This window comes from Acidimicrobiales bacterium, assembly GCA_035547835.1.
Lineage (GTDB): Bacteria > Actinomycetota > Acidimicrobiia > Acidimicrobiales > Iamiaceae > DASZTW01.
Map to the genome: position 1 here is coordinate 114,792 of DASZTW010000008.1, position 23,174 is coordinate 137,965.

20 protein-coding genes are annotated in these 23,174 nt (G+C 70.4%); 9 read left to right on the forward strand and 11 right to left on the reverse strand.

The window, feature by feature from the left end:
* Positions 1-22: 22 nt before the first annotated feature.
* The 3 genes from VHA73_09250 to VHA73_09260 all read left to right on the forward strand — a co-directional run bounded on the left by VHA73_09250 (position 23) and on the right by VHA73_09260 (position 3,862).
* Positions 23-1,741, forward strand: a complete 1,719-nt coding sequence (locus VHA73_09250) for an amidohydrolase family protein (protein HVX18206.1) — start codon at positions 23-25, stop codon at positions 1,739-1,741.
* On the forward strand, positions 1,741-2,724 hold the full coding sequence (locus VHA73_09255) for an alpha/beta hydrolase (protein ID HVX18207.1): 984 nt from the start codon (positions 1,741-1,743) through the stop codon (positions 2,722-2,724). Before VHA73_09250 ends, VHA73_09255 begins: the two co-directional genes overlap by 1 nt.
* 283 nt (positions 2,725-3,007) lie before the next feature.
* Complete coding sequence (locus VHA73_09260; protein ID HVX18208.1) at positions 3,008-3,862, forward strand: hypothetical protein; 855 nt, start codon at positions 3,008-3,010, stop codon at positions 3,860-3,862.
* A 141-nt stretch (positions 3,863-4,003) separates the two neighbouring features.
* On the opposite strand, the gene VHA73_09265 is transcribed toward VHA73_09260, so the two are convergent.
* Positions 4,004-5,206, reverse strand: coding sequence for an acyl-CoA dehydrogenase family protein (locus VHA73_09265; GenBank protein HVX18209.1), 1,203 nt, complete (start codon positions 5,204-5,206; stop codon positions 4,004-4,006).
* A 107-nt stretch (positions 5,207-5,313) separates the two neighbouring features.
* On the opposite strand from VHA73_09265, the gene VHA73_09270 reads away from it, so the two are divergent.
* Together VHA73_09270 and VHA73_09275 are read left to right on the forward strand one after the other, a co-directional pair.
* Positions 5,314-5,766: a ferritin-like domain-containing protein gene (locus tag VHA73_09270; GenBank protein ID HVX18210.1), complete on the forward strand. Its 453-nt coding sequence runs from the start codon at positions 5,314-5,316 to the stop codon at positions 5,764-5,766.
* 57 nt (positions 5,767-5,823) lie between these two features.
* Complete coding sequence (locus tag VHA73_09275) at positions 5,824-6,657, forward strand: family 1 encapsulin nanocompartment shell protein (GenBank protein ID HVX18211.1); 834 nt, start codon at positions 5,824-5,826, stop codon at positions 6,655-6,657.
* Between the two features lie 15 nt (positions 6,658-6,672).
* Here VHA73_09275 and VHA73_09280 read toward each other — a convergent pair whose 3' ends face one another.
* Genes VHA73_09280 through VHA73_09295 form a run of 4 tightly spaced genes read right to left on the reverse strand, consistent with a single transcriptional unit; the run spans position 6,673 to position 11,684 of the window.
* Positions 6,673-7,584: an alpha/beta hydrolase gene (locus VHA73_09280; protein ID HVX18212.1), complete on the reverse strand. Its 912-nt coding sequence runs from the start codon at positions 7,582-7,584 to the stop codon at positions 6,673-6,675.
* A 49-nt stretch (positions 7,585-7,633) separates the two neighbouring features.
* Positions 7,634-10,054, reverse strand: coding sequence for a glycoside hydrolase family 3 C-terminal domain-containing protein (locus tag VHA73_09285; protein ID HVX18213.1), 2,421 nt, complete (start codon positions 10,052-10,054; stop codon positions 7,634-7,636).
* Between the two features lie 26 nt (positions 10,055-10,080).
* Positions 10,081-11,061, reverse strand: a complete 981-nt coding sequence (locus tag VHA73_09290) for a Rieske 2Fe-2S domain-containing protein (protein HVX18214.1) — start codon at positions 11,059-11,061, stop codon at positions 10,081-10,083.
* Complete coding sequence (locus VHA73_09295) at positions 11,058-11,684, reverse strand: TetR/AcrR family transcriptional regulator (GenBank protein HVX18215.1); 627 nt, start codon at positions 11,682-11,684, stop codon at positions 11,058-11,060. The genes VHA73_09290 and VHA73_09295 overlap by 4 nt, the downstream gene beginning before the upstream one ends.
* Before the next feature lie 126 nt (positions 11,685-11,810).
* Between VHA73_09295 and VHA73_09300 the strand changes: the two genes are divergently transcribed.
* Positions 11,811-12,506 carry a TetR family transcriptional regulator gene (locus VHA73_09300; protein ID HVX18216.1) on the forward strand — a complete coding sequence of 232 codons (696 nt, stop codon included), beginning with the start codon at positions 11,811-11,813 and terminating at the stop codon, positions 12,504-12,506.
* On the opposite strand, the gene VHA73_09305 is transcribed toward VHA73_09300, so the two are convergent.
* The 4 genes from VHA73_09305 to VHA73_09320 all read right to left on the reverse strand — a co-directional run bounded on the left by VHA73_09305 (position 12,451) and on the right by VHA73_09320 (position 17,274).
* Complete coding sequence (locus VHA73_09305; GenBank protein ID HVX18217.1) at positions 12,451-14,190, reverse strand: amidohydrolase family protein; 1,740 nt, start codon at positions 14,188-14,190, stop codon at positions 12,451-12,453. The genes VHA73_09300 and VHA73_09305 overlap by 56 nt on opposite strands.
* A 57-nt stretch (positions 14,191-14,247) precedes the next feature.
* The gene (locus tag VHA73_09310; protein ID HVX18218.1) at positions 14,248-15,594 is read right to left on the reverse strand and encodes an AarF/ABC1/UbiB kinase family protein; all 1,347 of its coding nucleotides are present in this window, start codon (positions 15,592-15,594) and stop codon (positions 14,248-14,250) included.
* A gap of 4 nt (positions 15,595-15,598) precedes the next feature.
* Positions 15,599-16,432, reverse strand: coding sequence for an enoyl-CoA hydratase (locus tag VHA73_09315; GenBank protein HVX18219.1), 834 nt, complete (start codon positions 16,430-16,432; stop codon positions 15,599-15,601).
* Positions 16,433-16,497: 65 nt separating this feature from the next.
* Positions 16,498-17,274 carry an enoyl-CoA hydratase-related protein gene (locus VHA73_09320; GenBank protein HVX18220.1) on the reverse strand — a complete coding sequence of 259 codons (777 nt, stop codon included), beginning with the start codon at positions 17,272-17,274 and terminating at the stop codon, positions 16,498-16,500.
* Between the two features lie 155 nt (positions 17,275-17,429).
* Here VHA73_09320 and VHA73_09325 point away from each other — a divergent pair, with 155 nt between their 5' ends.
* Positions 17,430-18,089, forward strand: coding sequence for a TetR/AcrR family transcriptional regulator (locus VHA73_09325; GenBank protein ID HVX18221.1), 660 nt, complete (start codon positions 17,430-17,432; stop codon positions 18,087-18,089).
* Positions 18,090-18,127: 38 nt separating this feature from the next.
* On the opposite strand, the gene VHA73_09330 is transcribed toward VHA73_09325, so the two are convergent.
* A complete protein-coding gene (locus tag VHA73_09330; GenBank protein HVX18222.1) occupies positions 18,128-19,150 on the reverse strand; it encodes a hypothetical protein in 1,023 nt (340 codons plus the stop codon).
* Positions 19,151-19,230: 80 nt separating this feature from the next.
* On the opposite strand from VHA73_09330, the gene VHA73_09335 reads away from it, so the two are divergent.
* Complete coding sequence (locus VHA73_09335; GenBank protein ID HVX18223.1) at positions 19,231-20,508, forward strand: acyl-CoA dehydrogenase family protein; 1,278 nt, start codon at positions 19,231-19,233, stop codon at positions 20,506-20,508.
* Positions 20,505-21,395: a hypothetical protein gene (locus tag VHA73_09340; GenBank protein HVX18224.1), complete on the forward strand. Its 891-nt coding sequence runs from the start codon at positions 20,505-20,507 to the stop codon at positions 21,393-21,395. The genes VHA73_09335 and VHA73_09340 overlap by 4 nt, the downstream gene beginning before the upstream one ends.
* A gap of 38 nt (positions 21,396-21,433) precedes the next feature.
* On the opposite strand, the gene VHA73_09345 is transcribed toward VHA73_09340, so the two are convergent.
* Positions 21,434-23,041: an alkaline phosphatase family protein gene (locus VHA73_09345; GenBank protein ID HVX18225.1), complete on the reverse strand. Its 1,608-nt coding sequence runs from the start codon at positions 23,039-23,041 to the stop codon at positions 21,434-21,436.
* Positions 23,042-23,174 lie beyond the last annotated feature (133 nt).

Below are 23,174 nucleotides of genomic sequence, written 5' to 3' on the forward strand. Positions count from 1 at the left end.
CCGCGACACCTTGGAGAGTCCCATGCACGATCTCGTGATCCGAGGCGGCAAGGTCGTCGACGGCTCCGGCCAACCGGCCCGCACCGCCGACGTCGCGATCGACGGCGACCGCATCGCGGCCGTCGGCAAGGTCGACGAACCGGGCCGCCGGGAGATCGACGCCGACGGGCTGCTCGTCACGCCCGGCTGGGTCGACATCCACACCCACTACGACGGCCAGGCCACCTGGGACCCCGAAGTGTCGCCCTCGGGTTGGCATGGCGTGACCACCGTGGTCATGGGCAACTGCGGAGTTGGTTTCGCGCCGGCCCGTGCGTCCGACCGCGAGTGGCTCATCCAGCTGATGGAAGGCGTGGAGGACATCCCGGGCGCCGCGCTGGCCGAGGGCATGTCGTGGAACTGGGAGTCGTTCCCTGAGTACCTCGACGAGCTCGACCGCACCGCCCGAGTGCTCGACGTGGCCTCGCTCATGCCGCACGGCGCACTGCGCGCCTACGTCCTCGGCGAAGGTCGGGCCAACGACGCCGCCACCGCCGAAGAGATCGTGGAGATGGCCAACCTGGCCCGCGAGGGCGTTCTCGCCGGCGCCATCGGTGTGTCGACGACCCGCACGATGCTGCACCGCGCCAAGGACGGCGAGCTCGCCGCCGGTACCACCGCCGCGGCGGACGAGCTGATCGGCATCGGGGAGGCGCTCGGCAAGGCCGGCCACCGGGTGTTCTCGGTGGCGAGCGACATGCTCGACCTCGACCACGAGATCGGCTGGATGTCGGAGATCTCCAAGCGAGCCAGCATCCCGGTCACGTACCAGGTGCTCCAGGCCGACTTCGCCCCTGACTTGTGGCGCGAGTGGATCAACCGGGGTCTCGCCGCCAACCGTCGTGGTGCCTGGCTGGTGCCGCAGGTGGCCGGCAAGCCGGCGTCGGTTCTGGTCGGCTTCGAGTCGACCTACCACCCGTTTGCCAGCAACCCCGCCTACCAGGCCATCGCCCACCTGCCGTTCGAGGAGCGCATCGCCAAGCTGCGCACGCCCGAAGTGCGCGAGGCGATCTTGGGCACCGACGTGCCCGCGGGCGGTCTCGAAGCGCTGCTGCTCGCCAGCTTCTCGAAGTTGTTCCCGCTCGGCGACCCGCCGAACTACGAGCCGTCGCCCGACCAGAGCGTGGAGGCCATCGCCAAGCGCGAGGGCCGCGAGCCGCGCGAGGTGGCGTACGACCTGATGTTGCGCCAGGACGGCCACGAGCTGCTGTACCTGCCGGTGCTCGGCTACGCCGGCGGGGGTCTCAGCGCTGCGTACGAGATGCTGAACCACCCCGGCACCGTGTTGGGGCTCGGCGACGGCGGCGCCCACTGCGGCGTGCTGTGCGACGCGAGCCTGCCCACGTTCATGCTCACCCACTGGGTGCGCGACCGTGATCGGGGTGAGCGCCTACCGCTCGAGTACGCAGTCCACCTCCAGACCCGGCGGACGTCGGAGCTGTACGGCTTCCTCGACCGCGGCCTGCTGCAGCCCGGCTACCTCGCCGATGTCAACGTGATCGACTTCGAGGGCCTGCGCCTCGACCCGCCGGAGATGGTGTACGACCTGCCTGCGGGCGGCAAGCGCCTGATCCAGCGAGGCAACGGCTACCGCGCCACCGTCAAGCGCGGCGCCGTGGTCCGCGAGCACGACGAAGCCACCGGCGAGCTGCCCGGGCAGCTGCTCCGTGGCCCGCAAGCCACCCCGGCGGGGGCAGCCTGATGGCCGATGCACCGACGCAGCGCACCATTGCCACCAACGGGGTGGAGCTCGCGGTGACCGAGGCCGGCGAGGGGTTCCCGGTGGTGTTCTGCCACGGGTTCCCCGAGCTGGCGTACTCGTGGCGCCACCAGATCCCCGCGGTCGCGGCGGCCGGCTACCACGCCATCGCCGCCGACCAGCGCGGCTACGGCGGCTCCTCGAAGCCTGCCGAGATCAGCGACTACGACATCATCCACCTCACCGACGACATGCTCGGCCTGCTCGACGCCCTCGGCGAAGAGAAGGCCGTGTTCGTCGGCCACGACTGGGGTGCACCCGTGGTCTGGGGCCTGTCGCAGCGGGCACCGGAGCGGGTTGCCGCGGTCGTCGGCATGAGCGTGCCGTTCATCCCGCGCGCCCCCGCCCCGCCCACGCAGCTGTTCAAGGCGATCTTCACCGACACGTTCTTCTACATGCTCTACTTCCAAGAGCCGGGCGTGGCCGACGCGAACCTCGGCGCGGACCCCGCCGTGACCATGACGCGGTTCTTGTGCGCCATCGGTGGTGAAGCGATCGAAAACAGCGAGGGCAAGTCGCTCGGCGAGCTCGCGGGCGCGTACGACGGCCGCGGTTTCGTGGAGCGCCTCCCCGAGCCCGACGGCCTGCCCTCGTGGCTCACCCAGGCCGAGCTCGACCACTACATCGAGGTGTTCACCGAGACCGGCTTCACCGGCGGCCTCAACTGGTACCGCAACCTCGACCGCAACTGGGAGCGCACGCCCGAGCTGGCGGGCGTGAAGGTGGAGATGCCGGCGTTGTTCATCGGCGGCGCCACCGACCCGGTGCTGATGATGTCGCCGCCATCGATGATGGAAGGCCACGTGACCGACTTGCGCGGCTCGGTGATCGTCCCGGGTGCCGGCCACTGGGTGCAACAAGAAGCACCCGACGCGGTGAACAAGGCCCTGCTCGACTTCCTCGGCGGCCTCGACCTCCCGCGCTGACCATCACCCCTGCTGTGCGCACTTCGAACCTGCGCGGTCAGGTCGCCCGAGTCGCGGGTCACCGTTCGGTTCGCCACGCTGTGCCCGGCGAGCGGGCGCCGTGGTGATGGGTCGGCCTGCCTGATGGCCCGCCTCCTTGCCACCTCCTGGGTGCGCAAGTGCTCACAGCAGGAGGACTTCTTGGGGTGGCTGTCCCCTTGCGGGCGGTCACGGTCGGTGAGGTTGCGGGCACCTGGCGTCGGATCGGGAGGGACCGGGGTCACACGCGGCGAATTGTCTCGCCATGCGCACCCTGCTCCACCACCGCGCTGCCCGCCTGCTCGCGGCGGCCAGCCTCGTAGCCACCATCGGCGTCCTCGGCGCCGCCCCGACCTCGGTCGCCGCGCCCACGTGGGCGCCTGCGGCGTCGGCCACCATCCATCCGGGCGTCCAGCTGTTCACCGACGGCGCCCAGTGCACCGCGAACTTCATCTTCTCCGACGGCACGAACACCTACATCGGCCAGGCGGCGCACTGCCAGAGCACCGGTGCCTCCACCGACACCGACGGCTGCACCTCCGGCTCACTGCCGCTCGGCACGCCGGTCGACATCGGTGACACCGGCGTGCAGGGCACGATCGTCTACTCGTCGTGGCTCACCATGCAGGCCAACCACGAGACCGACGCCAATGCGTGCGCATACAACGACATCGCGCTCGTCAAGATCCCGGCGAGCGCGGTGGGCCTCGTCAATCCCTCGGTGCCGAGCTTCGGTGGGCCCACCGGTGTCGGCCCGTCGACCACGTCCGGCCAGCTCGTCTACAGCTACGGCAACTCCGAGCTGCGAGCCGGCATCAGCCTGCTGAGCCCGAAGACGGGCCTCAGCTTCGGCGACCAGGGCAATGGTTGGAGCCACGAGGTGTACACGCTCACCCCCGGCATCCCCGGCGACTCGGGCAGTGGCTTCCTCAACGCCAACGGCCAGGCCATCGGCGTGCTCAGCACGCTGACGCTCCTGCCGACCCCGGGCAGCAACAACGTCTCGGACCTCGGCCACATGCTGGCCTACATGCACAGCCACGGCGGCCCGAACGCCCATCTCGTCACGGGCACCCAGGCGTTCCACGCGAGCCTGCTCGGGCTCGTCCCGCTCGGCTGACGTTCCCGATCCCCCGATCAACGCCCCCGATCGACGGCTCCGGCCGATGGTCGGGGGCGTTGCGCGTCCCGACATCCAGTGCTGTGAGCACGTACGTCCCTCCTGGGTGGCCAAGTGCTCACAGCAGGAATGGGGTGGGGGTCAGCTTCGGGGGACGTCCTTCCAGGGCAGGTCCTTGTCGGAGCGGGGCTCGCCGGGCAGGCCCAGCACCCGCTCGCCGAGGATGTTGCGTTGGATCTCCGACGTGCCGCCCTCGATCGAGTTCGCCCGCGACCGAAGGAACATCTTGCGTGCCGACCCGGGCGGGCCGGTGAGCCCGAGGGCCTCGCTGCGGGTGTGGGAGTACTCGTAGCCGGTCTGGCCGGCGGCGCCGAGCAAGTCGACGCACAGCTCGTAAATGGCCTTGTTGACCTCAGCGAACATCAGCTTGGCGATCGACCCTTCGGGCCCGGGGTTGCCCGCCTTGCGGTTCTGGCCGGCGCGCACGTTGGTGAGGCGCAGCGCCTCGGCCTCGATCCACAGCCGGACCAGCCGGTCGCGGGTGGCCGGATCGTGCTGGAGGACTTCGTCCCGCCAGATCCGTACCGCTTCCGCGATGGAGCCCGAGCCGCGCGGCGGGAGGCCGCCGCCACCGCCGCCGATGGTGGTCCGCTCGTTGGACAGCGTGGTCATGGCCACGCGCCATCCGTCGCCGACGTCGCCGATGCGGTCCGCGTCGGGGACCCGAACCTCGGTGAGGTACACCTCGTTGAACTCGGCCTCGCCGGTGATCTGAAAGAGGGGGCGGACCTCGACGCCGGGTGCATGCATGTCGAGCGCGAAGTACGTCAGGCCCTTGTGCTTGGGCACGTCGGGGTCGGTGCGGGTGACCAACATGCCGCGGTCGGCCAAGTGCGCCAAGGTGTTCCACACCTTCTGGCCGGTGATCACCCACTCGTCGCCGTCGCGCACCGCACGGGTCGACAAGCTCGCCAGATCGGAGCCGGAACCAGGCTCGCTGAACAGCTGGCACCACACGTCCTCGGCGGTGAACATCCGCCGCAACAGCCGACCTCGCAGCTCGTCGCTGCCGTGGCTGACCACCGTCGGGCCGGCGAGCGTGAGGCCGAAGAAGTGATCCGATCCGGGTGCCGGGAGGCCCGCGGCGCGCAACCGCTCGTCGACTTCGCGCTGGCGGCTCGGGGGAAGACCGAGGCCGCCCCAACCCGCGGGGAAGTGCACCCATGCCAGCCCCAGGTCGTACTGGCGACCTCGCACTTCGATGGGATCCGCCGTGGCGGGGTCGACCTCTGAGAGGAGCTGATCGAGGCGGTCCGACACGATGTCGGTGCTGGTCGTGGTCATGTGTTGACGGTACCGCCGCAGCGCGGGTTGGTGCCTCCCGGCGTCGGCCGTGTCGCTCGACCGTTATGGTGAGTTGGTCCGAACGTCCGAGCCGCGAGGAGGCATGCATGGCCAGCGAGGGCTACCACGAGCCGGTCGACCGGCTCCGTCCTCAGACCATTGACCACCACCGGGCGCTGCAGTCGTTGATCGAAGAGCTCGAGGCGGTCGACTGGTATGACCAGCGCGTCGATGCCACCGACGATCCCGAGCTCGCCCAAGTGCTGGCGCACAACCGCGACGAGGAGAAGGAGCACGCGGCGATGACCCTCGAATGGCTGCGCCGCCGCGACCCCAAGCTCGACGAGCAGCTCCGCACGTACCTGTTCACCGAAGGCTCGATACTCGGCATCGAGCACGTCGGCGACGAAGGCGCGGCGGGCGACGGCGAGCCCGGCGACACCGCTGGCGCAGCATCGTCCGGCGCGCCGACCGACGGCAGCCTCGGGCTCGGCTCCTTGCGCGACTCCGACGCCATCCGCACGGCCGGGCTCGTGCCCTGGACCCATCCGTCTCCGTAATCGAGCCGTGCGCCTTGCCCACCCGCTCGAGCCCTTGATCCGAGGAGCCCTGCACCGATGAACCACTTGCACCGCGAGCTCGCCCCCATCTCTGACGCCGGTTGGTCGGAGATCGAGGCCGAGGCCACCCGCACGTTGTCGCACTTCCTGGCTGCCCGGAAGTTGGTCGACTTCCACGGACCCACCGGTTATGACGCGTCGGCGTTGAGCCTCGGCCGGCTCGACACGCTCACCCCACAGCCCGACGACGGCGTGACGGCCACCCGCCGCCAAGTCCTCCCCTACGTCGAGCTGCACCGGCCGTTCACGTTGCAGCGTTCAGAGCTCGACGCCATCGACCGTGGCGCCTGCGACGCCGACCTCGACGCGGTGGTCGACGCCTGCCGCGCGCTGGCGACGGCCGAGGACCACTTGGTGTTCGAGGGCTATCCCGCCGCCCAGATCGAGGGCATTGCCGCGGCGTCGCCGCATGCCCCGATCGAGCTGAGCGCCGACTTCGAGCGGTACCCCAACCACGTCGCCAAGGCCGTGGCGGTGCTGAAGTCCGCGGGCGTGGCCGGTCCGTACGCGATCGCGCTCGGGCCCCGCTGTTACGAGGGGGTCATCGAGACCACCGACAAGGGCGGCTACCCGCTGCTGCAGCACCTGGGTCTGATCCTGAACGGCCCGGTCGTGTGGGCGCCCGCCGTCGACGGCGCGGTGGTGCTGAGCCAGCGGGGTGGCGATTTCGACCTCACGGTCGGTCAGGACGCGTCGATCGCGTACCGGAGCCACGACGCCGGCACCGTGACGTTGGAGTTGCAGGAGACGGCGGTGTTCGTGCCGACGTCGCCCGAAGCGGCCGTCGCCCTGCGCCACCCTGGCAACAAGCCACGCACCCGCCGGAAGTGACCCGCAGGCGTCGGGTCACCGCGTGGTCGGGCCCCACTTGTCGACCAAGGTGGTGAGCACTTCCTCGGCCGCGCCGAGGCCACCGAGGTGGCTCTCCCCGGGGATCGTGCGCAGCTCGGCGTTCGGGAGCCGCTCCACCATGTGCTGGCCGTGGTGGTACGGGATGATGTGGTCGGCGTCGCCATGCCACCAGATCACGGTCTGGGTGACGTCACCGACGGCGAAGCCCCAATCTCGGCTGAAGCACAGCACGTCCGACAGCGGCGCGGCGAGGCGTGGGCGGCGTCGCCCGTTGAGCAGATCGTCGAGGAACATGGCCTTGAACTCGGGACGGCCGAGCAGGCGCCGGTCGCCGGGCGGCGACAACCGGGCGTAGATCTCGAGCGCAGGGGAGCCGACCGGTCGCAGCAGCCGCATCGCCTGGCTGATGCCGGCGCCGAGGGGTCCGCGGGTGCGTGCGATCACCGGCGCCATCGTGACGCCGAGCTGGGTGAGTCCGCCTCGGATGGCGTCGGGGCCCTGGGTCGGCGCGACGCCCCCGAGCACGCCGATCACCCGGACTCGCTCGCCGAGCCCGACCCCGGACGCGAGGGCGAACGGCCCGCCGCCGGAGAGCCCGATGACGCCGAGCTCGTCGATGCCGAGCTTGTCGACCAGCGCCTCGAGGTCGGCGGCCCACGCCCGGACGTTCGGGTAGACGTGATCGGTCGACAGGCCGGTGCCGGGTCGGTCGATGCCGATCACCCGCAGGCCGTGCGCGGCGGCGTGGAGGCGGGCGTCCTCCGGTATCTGGCGTCGGGCGCCGGGCGTGCCGTGGAGCCACACGAACGCCCGCCCTTGGGGGTCACCGAACTCGGCGAATCCGAGCTTGCGGTCCTTCCCGGCGGCGATCGTGCCCTCGAGTCGCGGGTCGGTGATGGTGGTCACCGGAGGAGCATGGCAGACGCCGAGGGTTCACGTCGGCTTTGGCGGTGCGTCACCCACGTGGTGGCCTGCGCCGGCGGCCCGAGCGACCCGACACTGCATTGAGCGCGCGGATGCTCCGGTCGAGCGCCTTGAGCGAGAAGCGACCTTTCGACATGGTGCTGAGGCTGCGCAGCGGCGCCTCTTGGAGGACCCGGTCGACCATGACCGCAATGCCGCCCTCGGAGTCCATCTTGGCGGTGGCCCGCGCCGCGATCGCGCGAGCGACGGTCAGCAGGGGTCGTCCGGCCGGGCTGTCGCCGAGGTCGCCGAGCGTGCTGTTGCGGTGGAACGGACGGATCGGGTCCGGCTCGGGGATGGGGTGGCGCAGCAAGGCCGTGAACGCCTCGTCGCTCACCGTCCAGCCATCGGGGAACGGGTTGCGGTACGGATCGTCGGGGTTGGTCGCCGGTGCGAAGTCGGACCGGATCTTCAGCGGCAGCACCCCGCGGATGTCGCGCGATGACGTCCCCACGAGGATCTCGTACTCGCCGTCGACGATCTGCCACGCACCCGTGTCGACATCCCAGTGAGAGAAGGCGCGTGGCCCGAGCGTGCACTGCACGCGGGCGCGCTCGCCCGGCTGGAGGTGGACCTTGGCGAAGTCGCGCAGCTCCCGCTCGGGGCGGGCGATGGGGGAGCTGACCGGCCGCACGTAGACCTGCAGGACCTCGGACCCGGCCCGCCCACCGGTGTTGGTGACGTCGACCGTCACCGTGGTCTGGTCGCCGGCGTCGATCGCCGCGGCCGACAGCGCCGGCTCGCCGACCTCGAAGGTGGTGTAGGAGAGGCCGTGCCCGAACGGGAACAAGACGTCGGCGTCGGCAGACTCGAACCAGCGGTAGCCGACGTACAGCCCTTCGCGGTACTGCACCTGCCGGCCGCTACCCGGGAACCATGCATCGGAGGGGACGTCGGCCTGGCGGTTCGGGAACGTCTCGGCCAAGCGGCCGCCGGGCTCGGCCAACCCGTACAGCACGTCGGCGATCCCGCCGCCCATCGCCTGGCCACCGAGGTAGGCCTCGACGATCCCGGGCACGTCGTCGACCCACGGCATCAGCACCGGGCCGCCGTTGGACAACACGACGATGGTCTGCGGGTTGGCCGCCGCGACCGCCCGGATGAGCTGGTCGTGCTGGTACGGCAGGCGCAAGTGGTCGCGGTCGAACCCTTCCGACTCCCACCGCGGTGGGAGCCCGGCGAAGACGACGGCCAACTCCGCGTTGCGGGCGATGGCGACGGCGTCGTCGATCAGGTCGGGGCGCTCGCCCGCGTCGGCCTCGTAGCCCGGCGCGTACGTGACCCGGCCACCGGCGGGACGAGCGATCGCGCGCAGCTCTTCGAGCGGCGAGTCGAGCCGGGTCGGCTTGACGCCGGAGCTGCCCGCGCCCTGGTAGCGGGGCTTCTCCGCGAAGCCGCCGATCACGGCGACGTGCGCGCCAGGATCGATGGGCAGGACGTGGTCGTAGTTGTGCAGCAGGACCGTCGACGCGGACGCGGCGCGCCGAGCGAGCGCGTGGTGCGCGTCGGCATCGAACGTCGCGGCACCGGTCTCGGGGTCCGGCCCCGGCGGAGGGATCGCCGCAACCGCGGACGTGGCTCGCTCGGCCAGCCCGATCACGCGCTCGACGCAGGCGTCGAGCTCTGCGGTGCGAAGGGAGCCGTCGTCGAGCGCAGCGAGGACCGACGGGTCGTACGCGCCGGATCCACCTGGCATCTCCAAGTCGAGGCCGGCCTTGACGCCGGCGACGCGGTCGTTGACGGCGCCCCAGTCGCTGACGACCAGCCCGTCGAACCCCCACTCGTCGCGGAGCACCTCGGTGAGCAGCCAATGGTGCTCGCTGCAGTACGGGCCGTTCACACGGTTGTACGCGCACATCACCGTCCACGGGTGCGCGCGGGCGATGGCGGTCTCGAATGCCGGGAGGTAGATCTCGCGCAGGGTGCGTTCGTCGACGACGGCGTCGACCACCATGCGGTCGGCCTCCTGGTTGTTCACCGCGAAGTGCTTGAGGCTCGTGCCGACCCCGTTGAGCTGCACACCGTTGATGAACGCCGCCGCGAGCACCCCCGAGATGAGCGGATCTTCGGAGTAGTACTCGAAATTGCGGCCGCATCGTGGATGCCGCTTGATGTTGACGCCTGGCCCCAGCACCACGGACACGCCCGACGCTCGGGCCTCGCGCCCGATCGCCTCGCCGATCTCGCGCACCAGCGCCGGGTCCCACGTGGCGCCGAGCCCGGCCGCGGTGGGAAAGCACGTGGCCGGGGCGGAGCCGGCGATGTCGATCAAGCTCTCGCTCTCGACTTTGCGCAGGCCGTGCGGGCCGTCGGTCATCATGATCGCCGGCAGCGACCGCTCGGGGATCGCCTCGAGATACCAGTCGGACCGGCCCGACAGGAGCTCGACTTTGCGCTGCTTGCTCAGGTCCACCCGGTTGAAGGTAGTGCCCGAGCGCGTCACCCGGCCCGAGCGCGGACGTCGACGGCTCGCTCCGTGGCTGTCGCCAGGCGGTACCAGAGCGACACCCCGCGGTCGGCCCGGGCGAGCACGTTCTCGTGTGGTCCGCCGACGACCGGCCGGATGGCGTCGAGCACCCGGCGGTCCTGTCGCTGGGCGATCTGGGCGTCGGCTTGCGCGAACAGCCAACTCGCGGCGCGGGCCACTCGCCCCGAGCCCAGCTGGCGGAGGTAGTAGCGAGCCGCGACCCATGTGTGGCGGTCATCGATCGGTGCCGCCATGACCACGAACTCGGTGCCGGCGAGGCGGAGGTGGACGGTGGTCGGGAAGCGCGCGCGGATGTGGAAGTCCATCGGCCGGCGACCCCGTTCGCCCGGCAGTGCGGTGAGGCTGCCGGCGATCGAGATCCGGTCGCCGTCCGCGCCGGACTCGGTGAGCGTGACGTGCGAGCCGGCAGTCGGGAGCACCCAGCGGTGCACGTGCGCGAAGTGGTGGACGTCGAACGTGTTCTCCATGAAGCGGCTGAGGTGGCAGCCGTACTCGAGCGAGACGACTGCCTGGCCCGGGTCGTCGTGCAGGTCGTCGAACCACGGCACCGGCCCGTCGGCGGGCTCGCCTGCGCCCCACCAGGTCCACACCAGGCCGTGCTCCTCGCGGACAGGCCGGGGAGTGGTGCGCAACCGAGGCGGGCGGCGGGCATCGGGCCCGTCGCAGGGCACGTGCCGGCAGCCGCCATCGGCGCCGAACGCGAACCCGTGGTAATGGCACACGAGCGCGCCGTCGTGCACGTTGCCTTGTGACAGGTCGGCGCCGCGGTGCGGGCACGGCGATGGGACGCAGGCGATGGTGCCGTCGGTGTCTCGCCACAACGTGAGGTCGAGGCCGAACCGCCGCACGCCCACCGGGCGCCGGCGCACCCGGGCGGAACGTTCGATCGCGTACCAGCCTTCGGGGTAGTGGTGCGTGTCGGTGACGGTCATGTCGCGGAGCCTCCTTTGGTGCGCGACGCCCGCAACACCGACTCGACGATGTCGGTGAGCGAAGCGACGATCTCGGGCACGCGAGGGTCGCTGCCCGGGTCCTGGACGTGGTGGGCCAACCACTGGTCGCCGGCCTCGGCGATCGAGAACGTGAGGTGCGCCAGCAGGTCGCCGGGCAGATCGCTGCGGACCGCGCCCACCCGGCGACCCTCGGCGATCAACGTCTCGAACCACTTCTCGCCCGAGGCGGTCAGCGTCGGGTCGTCGGGGCGGCGGAGCAAACCGATGGCGAGCACGGCTGCTGCCGGTTCCTGGCGATAGAAGTCGCCGATGCGCGCGAACGCGGCGCGAAAGTCGCGCCAGAACGCCGCTCTCGACGAGGCGACCGGCACGTCGCCGAGCGCGGCGTGCAAGCGGGCGATCGACTCCGCGAGCACGGTGCGGAACAGGTCTTCCTTGTCCGCGAACCAGTAGTACGCAGCGCCTTTCGACAGCCCGAGGTCGGCCATGATCCGGTTGTAGGAGGTGCCTTCGTAGCCGGCCTGTGCGAAGACCCCGATCGCATGGTCGAGCACTTCTCGTCGGCGCTCATCGGGCAGCTTCTCGAACCGGGGGAGTGGCACGCCGGCAGCTTAGACCGTTCGGTCTGAATCTCAAACCACTCGGTCTGAAGAGGCGGTCGACTATGGTAACGAGCGTTGCCAACTTCAGGACCTTCCCGTAGTCGAACCCGCCACGACGTCCGCTGGGTGGGACTCACCGCTGACGAGCGTCGAGAGGAGCGACGCCGACTGCTCCTGCGCGCTGCGTACGAACTGCTCGGTACCGAAGGCTGGTCGGCCACCACGGTTCGGGGCGTCTGCCAGCGTGCCCGCTTGAACCCGCGGTATTTCTACGAGAGCTTCACCGACCTCGATGCGCTGCTGATCGCGGTGTACGACCATGTGGTGATCGAGATGGGCGAGGCGGTCCGTCAGGCCGTCGAGGCGGCGGGTGGGCCGGCCGACGGTACGGTCGCAGGTGAGCTCGAACCCCAAGTGCGTGCGGTGCTCGGGGCGGTGTTGCGGTTCATCGAGGCGGACCGCCGGCGCGGTCAGATCCTCTACGTCGAAGCGTTGGGGAACGAAGCGCTGAACCGCCGCCGGCTCGACACCGGCCACGCGCTGGTCGACTTGGTGGAGCAGGACGCGGTCGCCTGGCATGGTCCCGCAGCAGAAGGCGAGCCGGTGGCGAAGATCAGCGCCGCGGTCCTCGTCGGCGGCTTCACGGAGCTGGCCGTGGCGTGGCTCGACGGTCGCATCGACGTGTCGATCGACCAGATCGTCGACGATGCCACCGCACTGTTCATGGCCGTGAACGACGCGGCGCTCCGGTTGGCCGCCGGCAGGATCAAGCAGGGCGCGACTGCGGGCCGCGGACCAGGCGGCCGGGCGTCGCGCCGGTGAACTCGTCGTCCTCGCGCACGACATCGCCCCGGCAGATCGTGAAGCGGTAGCCGTCAGAGCCCTGCACGAAGCGCTTGGCGCCGCCGGGCAGGTCGTACGCCAACGTCGGCCGATGGACGTCGAGGTGTTCGAGGTCGATCACGTTGACGTCGGCGCGCAGTCCTGGTGCCAACCGGCCCCGGTCGGTCAGCCCGTAGTGCTCGGCGGTGTCGTGGGTCTGGCGTCGCACGATCAACGGGAGCGGGAGCCGTTCGCCGCGGCGGCGGTCACGGGTCCAGAAGGTGACCATGAAGCTCGGGGTGGAGCCGTCGCAGATCGAACCGACGTGCGCGCCACCATCGGCCAGACCCATGCGCGTGCGGGGGTGCTGGTGCAACGACCACAACAGGTCGAGATTGCCGTCGCTGTAGTTGAACAGCGGGAAGTACAGCACCCCTTCGCCGCGGTTGGTCAGCAGGTGGTCGTACGCGACGTCCTCCGGCCGCCGGCCGGTGCGGGCGGCGATCTCGGCCACCGAGCTCTCGGGCGGCGGCTCGTAGTCGGTCTCGCCCTCGAAGCAGAACATCTTGTGCCAGCTGGTGGTCAAGAAAGTGGCGAAGTCGCCGAAGTCGAGGTCGGCCGGCGGGCCGTCGATGAGGTCGTGGCGGACGGTCTCGGTGCGCAGCGCCACCAGACGCTCGGCGGGCGGCAAGAACGCGAGCTGGCCCCATGCGGCTTTCAGCGAAAAGGGATGGATGGTCGCGCCCCAACCCTGCAACACGCCGACCGGCCGACCGTGCACTTGTGCGAAGACCGGTGTGCCTTCGGTGGCGCACCGGTCGAGAAACGCGACCGCGTCGTGCCACAAGCCGGGTGCCTGGTCGGTCTGCTGGAGGTTGAACGTGACGCGCCGGCCCGTTCGCCGTGCCAGCTCGGCCAGCCAGGGAAACGCCTCACGGATGGCCTGGTGTTCGAGCGCGGCTTGGAACACGCCGTGGCCGGCATCGACCATCGCGTCGCCCAACGCGAAAACCTCGTCGAGATCCGCGGTGGTGCCGGGCACCAGCTCGCCGTCGACCGACTTGTGCAACGGTGTTCGCGAGGTCGACACGCCGAGCGCGCCGGCGGCGAGCGCTTCACGGGTGAGGCGGCGCATCGCGGCCCGGTCGGTGGCAGTGGCCGGTTCGTTGGCGGCGCCGCGGTCCCCCATCACATAGGCCCGCAGCGCGCCGTGGGGCACTTGGGTGCCGACGTCCATGACCCAGCGTCGGGTGTCGAGCGCGTCGAGGTACTCGGGGAACGACTCCCATGACCATTGGATGCCCTCGTGCAGTGCCGCGCCCGGGATGTCTTCGACGCCTTCCATGAGCCCGATGAGCCAGTCGTGGCGGTCGGGCGCGGCCGGCGCGAAGCCCACCCCGCAGTTGCCCATGACCACCGTGGTGACGCCGTGCCAGCCCGATGGGGTGAGGTCACTGTCCCAGGTGGCCTGCGCGTCGTAGTGGGTGTGGAAGTCGACCCAGCCGGGCGTGACGACCAGCCCTGCCGCGTCGATCTCACGCCGGCCCCGATCGAGTGCGCCGGAGCCGGCGCCGGAGGGTTCGACGGCCGTGATGGTGGGGCCGTCGATGGCGACCGATCCGACGAAGGGCTCGCCGCCCGACCCGTCGACGATCGTGCCGTCGCGGATGACGAGGTCGTGCATGGTCGGAGCTTACGGGCGGGTCAGCCGAGCGTCAGCCGAACGGGCGGCGGGGCAGGCTCAGTACGGCTGCTCGCCCCAGATCTCGTCGGCGAGCGGGCCCCAGTCGACCGTGCACTCGAGCTGCGCCAGCACCGAGTTGAGGCCGATCACGATGCGGGTGAGGAACACGTGGTCAGCGGGCATGTCGGTCTGGCGCATGAGCTGCAGCTCCTGCTTGCCGAGGCGCAGCTGCATCAGCTCCTCGAGCTGGGATTCGATCCACGCTCGGCTGTAGCGGAACGGCTGAGGCCCGTAGATGGGCTCCCAGATCCGTCCGATGCGGTCGAACAGCACGTTGCTGTCGAAGCCGTCGCGGCTGCGCAGCATCCCGATGTGCACCAGCGCGTCGAGGATGCGGTCCTGCTCGTTGGCTCGCAACGCCCACGCGAGTTGGTAGAGCCCGTCCATCGTCTCGGGCGTGAACTCCTTCACGCACCCGAAGTCGAGGAACGACACGCGCCCGTCGGCGTGGAACAGGTAGTTGCCGGGGTGCGGGTCGGCGTTGAACAGCCGGGCGTCGCGCAACGTACCGAACACGAAGCGGCAGATCGCGAGCCCCCACTGGTCGCGCAGGTCCTGGGGTTGCGCCAACGCAGCCTGCCAACGCATCGCGTCGACGTACTCGGTGGTGAGCACCCGCTCGGTCGACAGCTCGGGCACCACTTCGGGCACGTGGATCGATGGATCGCCGCGGTACAGGTCAGCGAACCGCTGTTGGTTTCGTGCTTCGATCCGGTAGTCGAGCTCGTCGGTGACGCGGTCGCGGACTTCGGCGACGATCGCCTTGGTGTCGACGTCGCCGACCATCCCGCGCAGCGCGTTCTGCATGACGTTCGTGAGGACGCTGATCAACGCCGCATTGCGCAAGTCGGAGGCGATCGCTTCGGCCACGCCCGGGTACTGCACTTTCACCACGACCTCGGCGTCACCGAGGTGGGCCATGTGGACCTGCCCGATCGATGCCGCCGCGATCGGCTCCGGCGAGAACCAGTCGTAGACCTCCTCGGGCCGACCGCCGAGCTCGGACCGGACCACGTCGACCACCAAGTCGTAGGGCATTGGGGGCGCGTCGGCCTGGAGCATGGCGAGCGCCTCGCGGTACTGCTCGGGCAGGAACGAGTTGTCGACGAACGAGAGGATCTGGCCGATCTTCATGACCGCGCCCTTCATCTCGCCCATCTGCTTGGCGGCCCGGGTGGCCGCGGCGGCGAGCCGGGGATCGTCGGCCAGGTCGGCCATGCGGTCGCCGCGCAACGCCCGCACCCGGGCTGCGGCGACGGCGGCGCCCGTGCGAAGCGCGATGGCCGAGGGAAGCGCCGTCCGCTTGAGACGTCCGGTGGGGAGCGCCCGCTTGGAGCCCGCCATCTCCTCAGGCCTCTCCGAGCCGCGGGAAGCGCGGCGGTCGCTTCTCGAGGAACGACTGCACGCCTTCGCGGAAATCGGGCCGGGCGAAGCTCTCGACCATCAACCGTTGCGACTCGGCCTCGGCCGGTCCCAGCCCCGCGTGCAGCTGCGAGTAGACCTGCCGCTTCATGATGGCGATCGATGCGGCGGAGGACGCGGCCGCGAGCTGCTCGACGTAACGGCGAGCGTGCGCCACCACTTCGTCGCCGGGCAGCGAGGCGTTGACCAACCCCAGCTGTGCCGCCTCGGCACCGCTCACTTTGCGGGCCGAGAACAGCAAGTCGAGGGCCACCGCGGGGCCGACCAGCCGCGGCAGGAGCCAGCTGAGCCCCCACTCGGCCACCAGGCCTCGCTGCGCGAACGAGGTGGTGAACACGGCGTCGTCGGCCATGAAGCGCACGTCGCAGCACAGCGCGATCGGCACGGCCATGCCGGCCACCGCCCCGTTGATGGCCGCCACGATCGGCTTCCGGCACGCCAGCAGGTACGTGTACTCGCCGCGGAAGTCTTCGGGGCGGTCGGGGTCGTCGGGCAGTTCCAGCTCGGGGGCCCCCTCGCCCCACTGCCCGCCCTCGCTCAGCGTGGAGAGGTCGTTCATGTCGGCGCCGGCGCAGAACCCGGCGCCTGCGCCGGTGAGGACCATGCCGAACACCGCCGGGTCGGCCTCGGCGCGCGCCACCGCGTGGCGGACTTCGAGCGCCATGCGCTGCGTCCACGCGTTGAGGCGCTCGGGCCGGTTCAACGTGATCGTGGCGACCGGGTCGGCCACCTCGTAGCGGATCTGTTCGTAGTCGGTCATCTCGCCCTCCCCGGGTGGGAAGTCTCCCCGGCTTCCGTGCGGTCGCACGAATCGGGTGGGTCGCCTCAACGCCCTTCGAAGTGGGGCTCGCGCTTTTCGAGGAACGCCGCTGCGCCCTCTCGATGGTCATGCGTGGTGAACAAGCGGCCCAACGTCGAGGTCACCCACGTCCCCAGGTCGCGCCAGTCGGGATCGAGCGCTCGGCGCAAGCCGTCCTTCAGGGCTTGCACCGCGAGGGGAGGGTTGGCCGCGATGGCCTCCGCGAGGCTGCGAGCGGTGGGGAGCAACTCGTCGTGCGGCACGACGCGGGAGACCAGACGCATCTCGTGTGCTTCATGGGCGTCGATCACGCGACCGGTGAACAGCAGCTCGGCGGCGCGCTCGCGGCCGATCAACTGGGCCAGCCGGCCGAGCCCGCCCACATCGCTGCACAGGCCGCGCACCACGAACAGTTCGCCGAACTTGGCTCGCTCCGACGCGACCCGCAGGTCGGCGAACAAGGCGAGCTCCATGCCCCAGCCGACGGCCGCGCCGTTGACCGCGGCGATGACCGGGATGTTCGTGTGCAGCAGCGCGTCGGCGGCCGGCGTCAGCCCGCCGGAGCCGACCTGCTGGCCGTCGGTGGCGCGATCGCGGGACGCAGCCATCACTTGCTTCACGTCGTCACCGGAGCAGAAGGCGGGGTCTTCGCCGGTGATCACCAAGCAGCGGGCCGTGCAGCTGCGCACCGCTTCCTCGAGCTCCGCGTACGTCCGGAACGTGAGCGCGTTGCGGGCCTCGGGTCGACGCAAGGTCAGCAGCGCGACGTGGTCACGTTCCTCGTAGGACAGATCCTCGGGCACGACGTGAACTTAGAGGCTCAGCGGATGGGCGAGCCGACCCATCAACTCGGCGCCTGTTCGCCGGGCGCAGCCTGGCGGATCGAACGGTGACCCGCGACCCGGGCGACCTATCCGTGCAGGCTTGTGGCGGGCCGGGTGGTGGCTACCATCGGCTCGTGGCGACGAGCGGCGCGGCGGCCGGGACCCGCCGCCGACCTGGGCGTGTGGCGTTGATGCGCACGGCCGTGGGGCTGATGGCCGAGCACGGTTACGACGGCACGTCCACGCGCGACATCGCGGCTGCGGCGGGCGTGACGGTCGCCGCGCTCTATTACCACTTCCCCTCGAAGCTCGACTTGCTGCGGGAGTTCCTCCAAGAAGCGCACGAAGTGGTGGCGCTGCGCTTGGCGCGCGCGGTGCACGGCGCGGCCGACCGCTCCGCTCGTGAGCGACTCGACGTCGCCGTGGCCACGCTGGTGTGGTCGAACGCACACGACGCCTGGGCACGGCACGCATCGCAAGTGGCGTGGCGGGAGCACGGCCGACTCGACCGCCGCGACCAACTGGCCATCGGTCAGACAATCGCCGAGATGCTCGCCGCCGTCGAGGAGATCGTGGCCGACGGCGTGCGCGCCGGGGAGTTTCACACCGACGAGCCGAACGAGGTGGCCCGGGCGATCGTGCGGCTCTGCTCGACGGTGGTCGATCCTTTCCCTGAGCCGTCGCGCGGGTCGGGTTCGTCGCGGCGTCGATGGACGGCGGCGCGCGTCGACGACCTCATCGGCCAGCAGCAGCGGTTCGCCGCCGCGTTGGCCGACACTCCGCCCCGGGGCTGACCGGCGTCGCGGCCGACGCGGCCCGACCTGTCTCGCCGTCAGGCGCCGACGAGCGTGCCCACCGGGCGACCGTCGACGATCTGGTCGAGGTACTCGGCGAGGCCCGAGCCGACGAGCTCGCCGCAGCGCCAGGTGGTCATGCCCTCCGTGATGCGGGTGACCATGCCGTCGCGCCGGTTGCGAAGGGGGATGTTCGACCAGACCTCACCCACCACCGGATACGTGGTGTCGTCGGTGACGACGTTGGCGTGGACCGCGTGGTGATACCAACCCTCGTCGTAGTCAGACGACAGCTCGACGTCGCGGATCGGGACCCACTGGTCGTCGCCGTAGCGCGCCTTGTCGTACAAGAAGCCGTGGACGTTGCGCTGGCCGTCTTCGGTGCCGGCGATCGTGGCAGCGAAGCCGAGGTCCGGCCCCAAGTTCACCGTCAGCCAGCGGTACCACCAAACGGCCTGCCAGTACCGCGGGCCCCACGAGTGGTCGCGCAGGCCGAGGGCGTCGTGCAGTTCGAACGTGTCGTCGCCGATGGTGACCCTGCCGGTCGACGCCATGTGCTGCTCCGTGTGCCCCTTGGCGAACGACTTCTCGGGGTCGATCTCGCGGAGCTCCTCGCCTTCTTCGGGCTCGGGCTCGCCGCCGAACGGTTGGGCGACCGCCTTCACTCGGAGGTCGAGCGTGCAGGCGACCCGGGGGTTCTGCGTGAACGCGTCGCGCGGTTCTTCCATGTCGCGGGGACGGTCGAGCACCACGACCGGCCCGTCATAGGAGATGTGGTGTTCGGCGTAGGGCTCGACGACCTCGAAGCGGAGGCCGCCCGCGTCGTGCGCGGTGTGGCCGGTGATCTTCGGCCGCCCGTACATGAACGCGACCGAGCCCGACGGCAGGTAGAAGCACGTGGTCATCTCGGCGTAGCCCTCGTTGGGTCGGTTGCCCATCCGCACCCAGCCGCCGAGCCCGCAACCGCGGTCGAAGAAGTTGTAGTAGCGGCTCTCGTTGAAGTTCGACGCGTCTTCCAGCGGGTGGAGGTAGTCGTCCTGTGGCGTGCGACGGATGCGCATGAGTCCCCCCGATCGATCGGCCGGACGTGCCCGGCCCGGATCGCGATAACTTAGCGATCGCTCAGCTACGACGCACACCCGTGGAGGACGCGGTGGACTTCGACATCCCCGACGATCTGCAGCAGACCCTCGATCAGATCGACGCCTTCATCGAGGCCGAGATCAAGCCGCTCGAGCAACAAGACGACAACATCCGGTTCTTCGACCACCGCCGCGAATGGGCGCGCACCGACTTCGAAGGCGGCGGCGTGCCACGCCAGGAGTGGGAGCAGCTCCTCGCCGAGATGCGCCGGCGTGCCGATGCTGCGGGCTGGTTGCGGCTGGCGTTGCCGGCCGAGTTCGGCGGGCGCGACGCCACCAACTTCGAGATGGCGGTGATCCGGGAGCACTTGGCCACCAAGGGCCTCGGCCTCCACAACGATCTCCAGAACGAGAGCTCGATCGTCGGCAACTTCCCCACCGTGTTGATGATGCGCGACTTCGGCACTGACGAGCAGCGAACCGAGTGGATGCCGGGCTTTCTCGACGGGTCACGCCGCTTGGCCTTCGGGTTGACCGAGCCCAACCACGGCTCCGACGCCACGTACCTCGAGACGACCGCTGTTCGCGACGGCGACGAGTGGGTGATCAACGGCCACAAGCGCTTCAACTCGGGCCTCCACCACGCCACCCACGACATCATCTTCGCCCGCACATCCGGCGACCCCGGCTCGCCGGTCGGCATCTCGGCGTTCCTGGTGCCCACCGACGCGCCGGGGTTCTCGATCGACTTCTTCTGGTGGACGTTCAACATGCCGACCGATCACGCCGAAGCGACGCTGACCGACGTGCGCGTGCCGGCGGACGCGCTGTTCGGGCCCATCGACCACGGCCTCGAGCTCGCCCAGCACTTCGTGCACGAGAACCGGATCCGCCAGGCAGCGTCGTCGCTCGGTGCGGCCCAGTACTGCATCAACGTCGCGGTCGAGTACGCCAACGACCGCCAGACGTGGGGCCGGCCGCTCTCCACCAACCAGGGCATCCAGTTCCCGTTGGTCGAGCTGCACACCGAGGCCGCCATGTTGCGCGAGCTGATCCGCTCGACCGCGCAGCGCCTCGACCGCCAGCACCACATGGAGGTCACCCACCTGGTGGCGATGTGCAACTACCGGGCCAACCGCCTGGCCTGCACCGCGGCCGACCGTGCGATGCAGACCTGTGGCGGCATGGGCTACACCCGGCACATGCCGTTCGAGCACATCTACCGGCACCACCGCCGTTACCGGATCACCGAGGGCGCCGAGGAGATCCAGATGCGCAAAGTCGCTCAGCAGCTGTTCGGGTTCGGTCGCAAGCGCCGTCAGGAGGCGTCGTCATGAGCACGGTCGATCCGTCGCGGCGGCTGGCTGCCGCCGTCGAGCCGTTCGCGGCGGGGGTGTACTTCGCGCCCGAGTGCCACGAGGCGTACGCCGCGCTCGGGTTCGGGGGCAGCCCGGGGAAGATGGGCGACGTCGAGATGCCCGACGGCCCCGCGTACTTCTGCAGCCGTGGCTCGGTGATGGGCCAGGTCACGGGCGAGGTCGTGGCAGCGGCCTTCGGCGTGTTCAACCCCGTGGTCGTCGGCCCTGCGGTCACCCACGGGTGGACGATCACCGACGCGGCAACCATCGAAGCGGCACGCACCGAGGGTGCGGTCGGACAGCTGCGCCGGATCCTCGGCCCTTCGCCCGAGGGTCTCGACCGGGGTCTCGCGCTCTTGCACCAAGCGGCCGACGGCCTGCGACCCGAGGGCAAGCCGCTGTTCGCGGGCCTGGTCGCGCAAGGCCTGCCGGGTGAACCGCTGGCCGACGCCTGGCGGCTCGCGGACCGGCTGCGCGAGTACCGGGGCGACGTACACATCAACGCCTGGACCGGTGCCGGTCTCGACGCCACCGAGATCAGCCTGCTCACCGAGCTGTACTGGGGCCTCCCGCTGCGCACGTACTCCCGGTCGCGGGCGTGGACCGACGCCGACTTCGACGCCGCCACCGAGCGGTTGGAGCAGCGGGGTCTGGTTGCCGACGGCGCGTTCACCCCGGAGGGCCGAGCAGCCCGAGAGGCGATCGAAGTGGCCACTGACCAGTCCGTTCAGCCGATCGTCGACGCCTTGGGCGACAACCTCGACGACCTGGTCGGCATCCTGGCGACCTGGTCGAACGTCATCCGAGACGCGGGCGGCTACCCGCCCGCCGGGCCGCAAGATCTCGCTGGCATGGCCGGCGGCTGAGGCCGGGCGGTCGACGGCAAGCCGGGCGCCCGGAGCGGTCAGGCTTGCGCGAGCAGCTCGCGCAAGCTCATCGCCGGGTCGATCCGGTAGCCCAAGGCGGCGAACGGCTCGGCGGCTTGCGCGAGGTCGTGGTCGGGCACCGGGAGCAGGTCGCTCGCGGAGCCCGCCGTCAACGGAAGGCCCGGCCCGGGCGTGATCGTGCCGGCCAGCGGTTGTGTCAGCTGGTCGAGATCGACGCCGAGCGATCGCAACCCCGGGTCGAGCGCGCGCTCGAGATCGCCGACGCCAGGTACGTCTTGGAAGTAGTCGCCCTGACACGGCGCCGAGATGGTCACCGGCACCGACCCGCGGCGCAACTCGAAGTCGGTCTGGCGTGTCGTCGCGAGCGACGCGCCGATGTTGTTGGCGTGGCGGTCGCGCTTGGTGAGCCACCAGCCGCGTCCCGCGCTGCCTTCGGCCGGCGCGCCGAGGAACCGCCACTCGATGAAGCGCAGGATCGACGTGTGGTCATACGTCCGATGGTCGACCAGGCCGGGTTGGGCGTACGGGGATGCCAGGAAGACCGGTAGCCGGAACCCGGCCTGGCCCCAGTTGGTGGCGTCGACCTTGGTGGCGCGGTCGTCGGGGAGCACCGGCGGCCGGACGTGGTCGAAGAACCCGCCCCACTCGTCGTACGTGACCACCACGGCGCTGCGGTGCCACTGGGGTCCGCGCATCAGCGCGCCGACCACGGCGGCCACCAGTGCCTGGGCGGTGCGAGTGTCGCCGTGCGGATGGTCGTCGGAGCGCATCCCTGACAAGAATCCCGGGTCCACGAACGACACGTGCGGCAGGGTGCCGGCCTCGGCTTCGACGAGGTAATCCGCGATCGTGCTGGTGATCGGCAGCAGGCGGGTGCCCCAGAACGCGGTCACCGGCAAGTCCGTGGCGAAGTAGCGGCACGACACGCCGCGCGCTTGGAGACGGTCCCAGATGGTCGGGAACGTGAAGCCGGTCGTGCCGTTCACGATCGGCAGCGATCCGCCCTGGGTGCCGTCGCCTTGCGCCGCGTGCAGGTAGTAGCGGTTCGGGTACGTACTGGTCATCGCCGAGGCGAAGTACCGGTCGAACGTCGTGAAGTTGCGAGCGAGCTGCTCGTAGCAAGGGTGGTCGCCGGCACCGTAGTAACCAATGGCGTACTCGTCGTTGCCCGAGCCGTTCGCGAGGAAGCCGTGGTCGCGCTGGGTCCGACCGTTGCTCCAGCCATGGCCGGGGTCCGGGTGGCCGCAGCCACGCCACGGGTTGGTCTCGTCGCTCGCCGCCGACGGGAGGTGGTACGTCGACACCTTGGCGCCACCCGGCGCGGTGTACGTGAGGTGTTGGCGCCCATCGACGTGGAACGTGGGCCCGTAGCGGGTGCGCCCGGCGTCGAGGAACTCCGAATCGGTGGCCAGCCACCCGAGCATGTGGTCGAACGAGCGGTTCTCCATCATCAACACGACGACGGTGTCGATCGGGCAGTCCGCGGCGGGTCGGGTGAGGATGCTGCGCGCCGTACGGGTGGCGCTCGCCCCAGCCGGCGACGCGCTGGCGGTGGGCAAGTGCGGTGCGGCGAGGCCCGCAGCGGCCAAGCCGACGGCGCCTTGGAGGAAGCCTCGTCGGTCCATGGACACGAGCTTCCACCCGGGTTCGGGATCGTCCTGCCGAATGCCGGTGATCTCTGGGTGAACGGGTCCGACCAGTTCACGGCGCGGATCGGGCAGGACTTGGTGGCCCGCGGTCAGAAGTGCTGGCCAGCGC

Excerpts from the sequence above, each read along its gene's own strand:
- VHA73_09250 (HVX18206.1), top strand. The coding sequence starts at position 23 with ATGCACGATCTCGTGATCCGAGGCGGCAAGGTCGTCGACGGCTCCGGC.
- VHA73_09255 (HVX18207.1), top strand. The coding sequence starts at position 1,741 with ATGGCCGATGCACCGACGCAGCGCACCATTGCCACCAACGGGGTGGAG.
- VHA73_09260 (HVX18208.1), top strand. The coding sequence starts at position 3,008 with ATGCGCACCCTGCTCCACCACCGCGCTGCCCGCCTGCTCGCGGCGGCC.
- VHA73_09265 (HVX18209.1), bottom strand. The coding sequence starts at position 5,206 with ATGACCACGACCAGCACCGACATCGTGTCGGACCGCCTCGATCAGCTC.
- VHA73_09270 (HVX18210.1), top strand. The coding sequence starts at position 5,314 with ATGGCCAGCGAGGGCTACCACGAGCCGGTCGACCGGCTCCGTCCTCAG.
- VHA73_09275 (HVX18211.1), top strand. The coding sequence starts at position 5,824 with ATGAACCACTTGCACCGCGAGCTCGCCCCCATCTCTGACGCCGGTTGG.
- VHA73_09290 (HVX18214.1), bottom strand. The coding sequence starts at position 11,061 with ATGACCGTCACCGACACGCACCACTACCCCGAAGGCTGGTACGCGATC.
- VHA73_09305 (HVX18217.1), bottom strand. The coding sequence starts at position 14,190 with ATGCACGACCTCGTCATCCGCGACGGCACGATCGTCGACGGGTCGGGC.
- VHA73_09310 (HVX18218.1), bottom strand. The coding sequence starts at position 15,594 with ATGGCGGGCTCCAAGCGGGCGCTCCCCACCGGACGTCTCAAGCGGACG.
- VHA73_09315 (HVX18219.1), bottom strand. The coding sequence starts at position 16,432 with ATGACCGACTACGAACAGATCCGCTACGAGGTGGCCGACCCGGTCGCC.
- VHA73_09330 (HVX18222.1), bottom strand. The coding sequence starts at position 19,150 with ATGCGCATCCGTCGCACGCCACAGGACGACTACCTCCACCCGCTGGAA.
- VHA73_09340 (HVX18224.1), top strand. The coding sequence starts at position 20,505 with ATGAGCACGGTCGATCCGTCGCGGCGGCTGGCTGCCGCCGTCGAGCCG.
- VHA73_09345 (HVX18225.1), bottom strand. The coding sequence starts at position 23,041 with ATGGACCGACGAGGCTTCCTCCAAGGCGCCGTCGGCTTGGCCGCTGCG.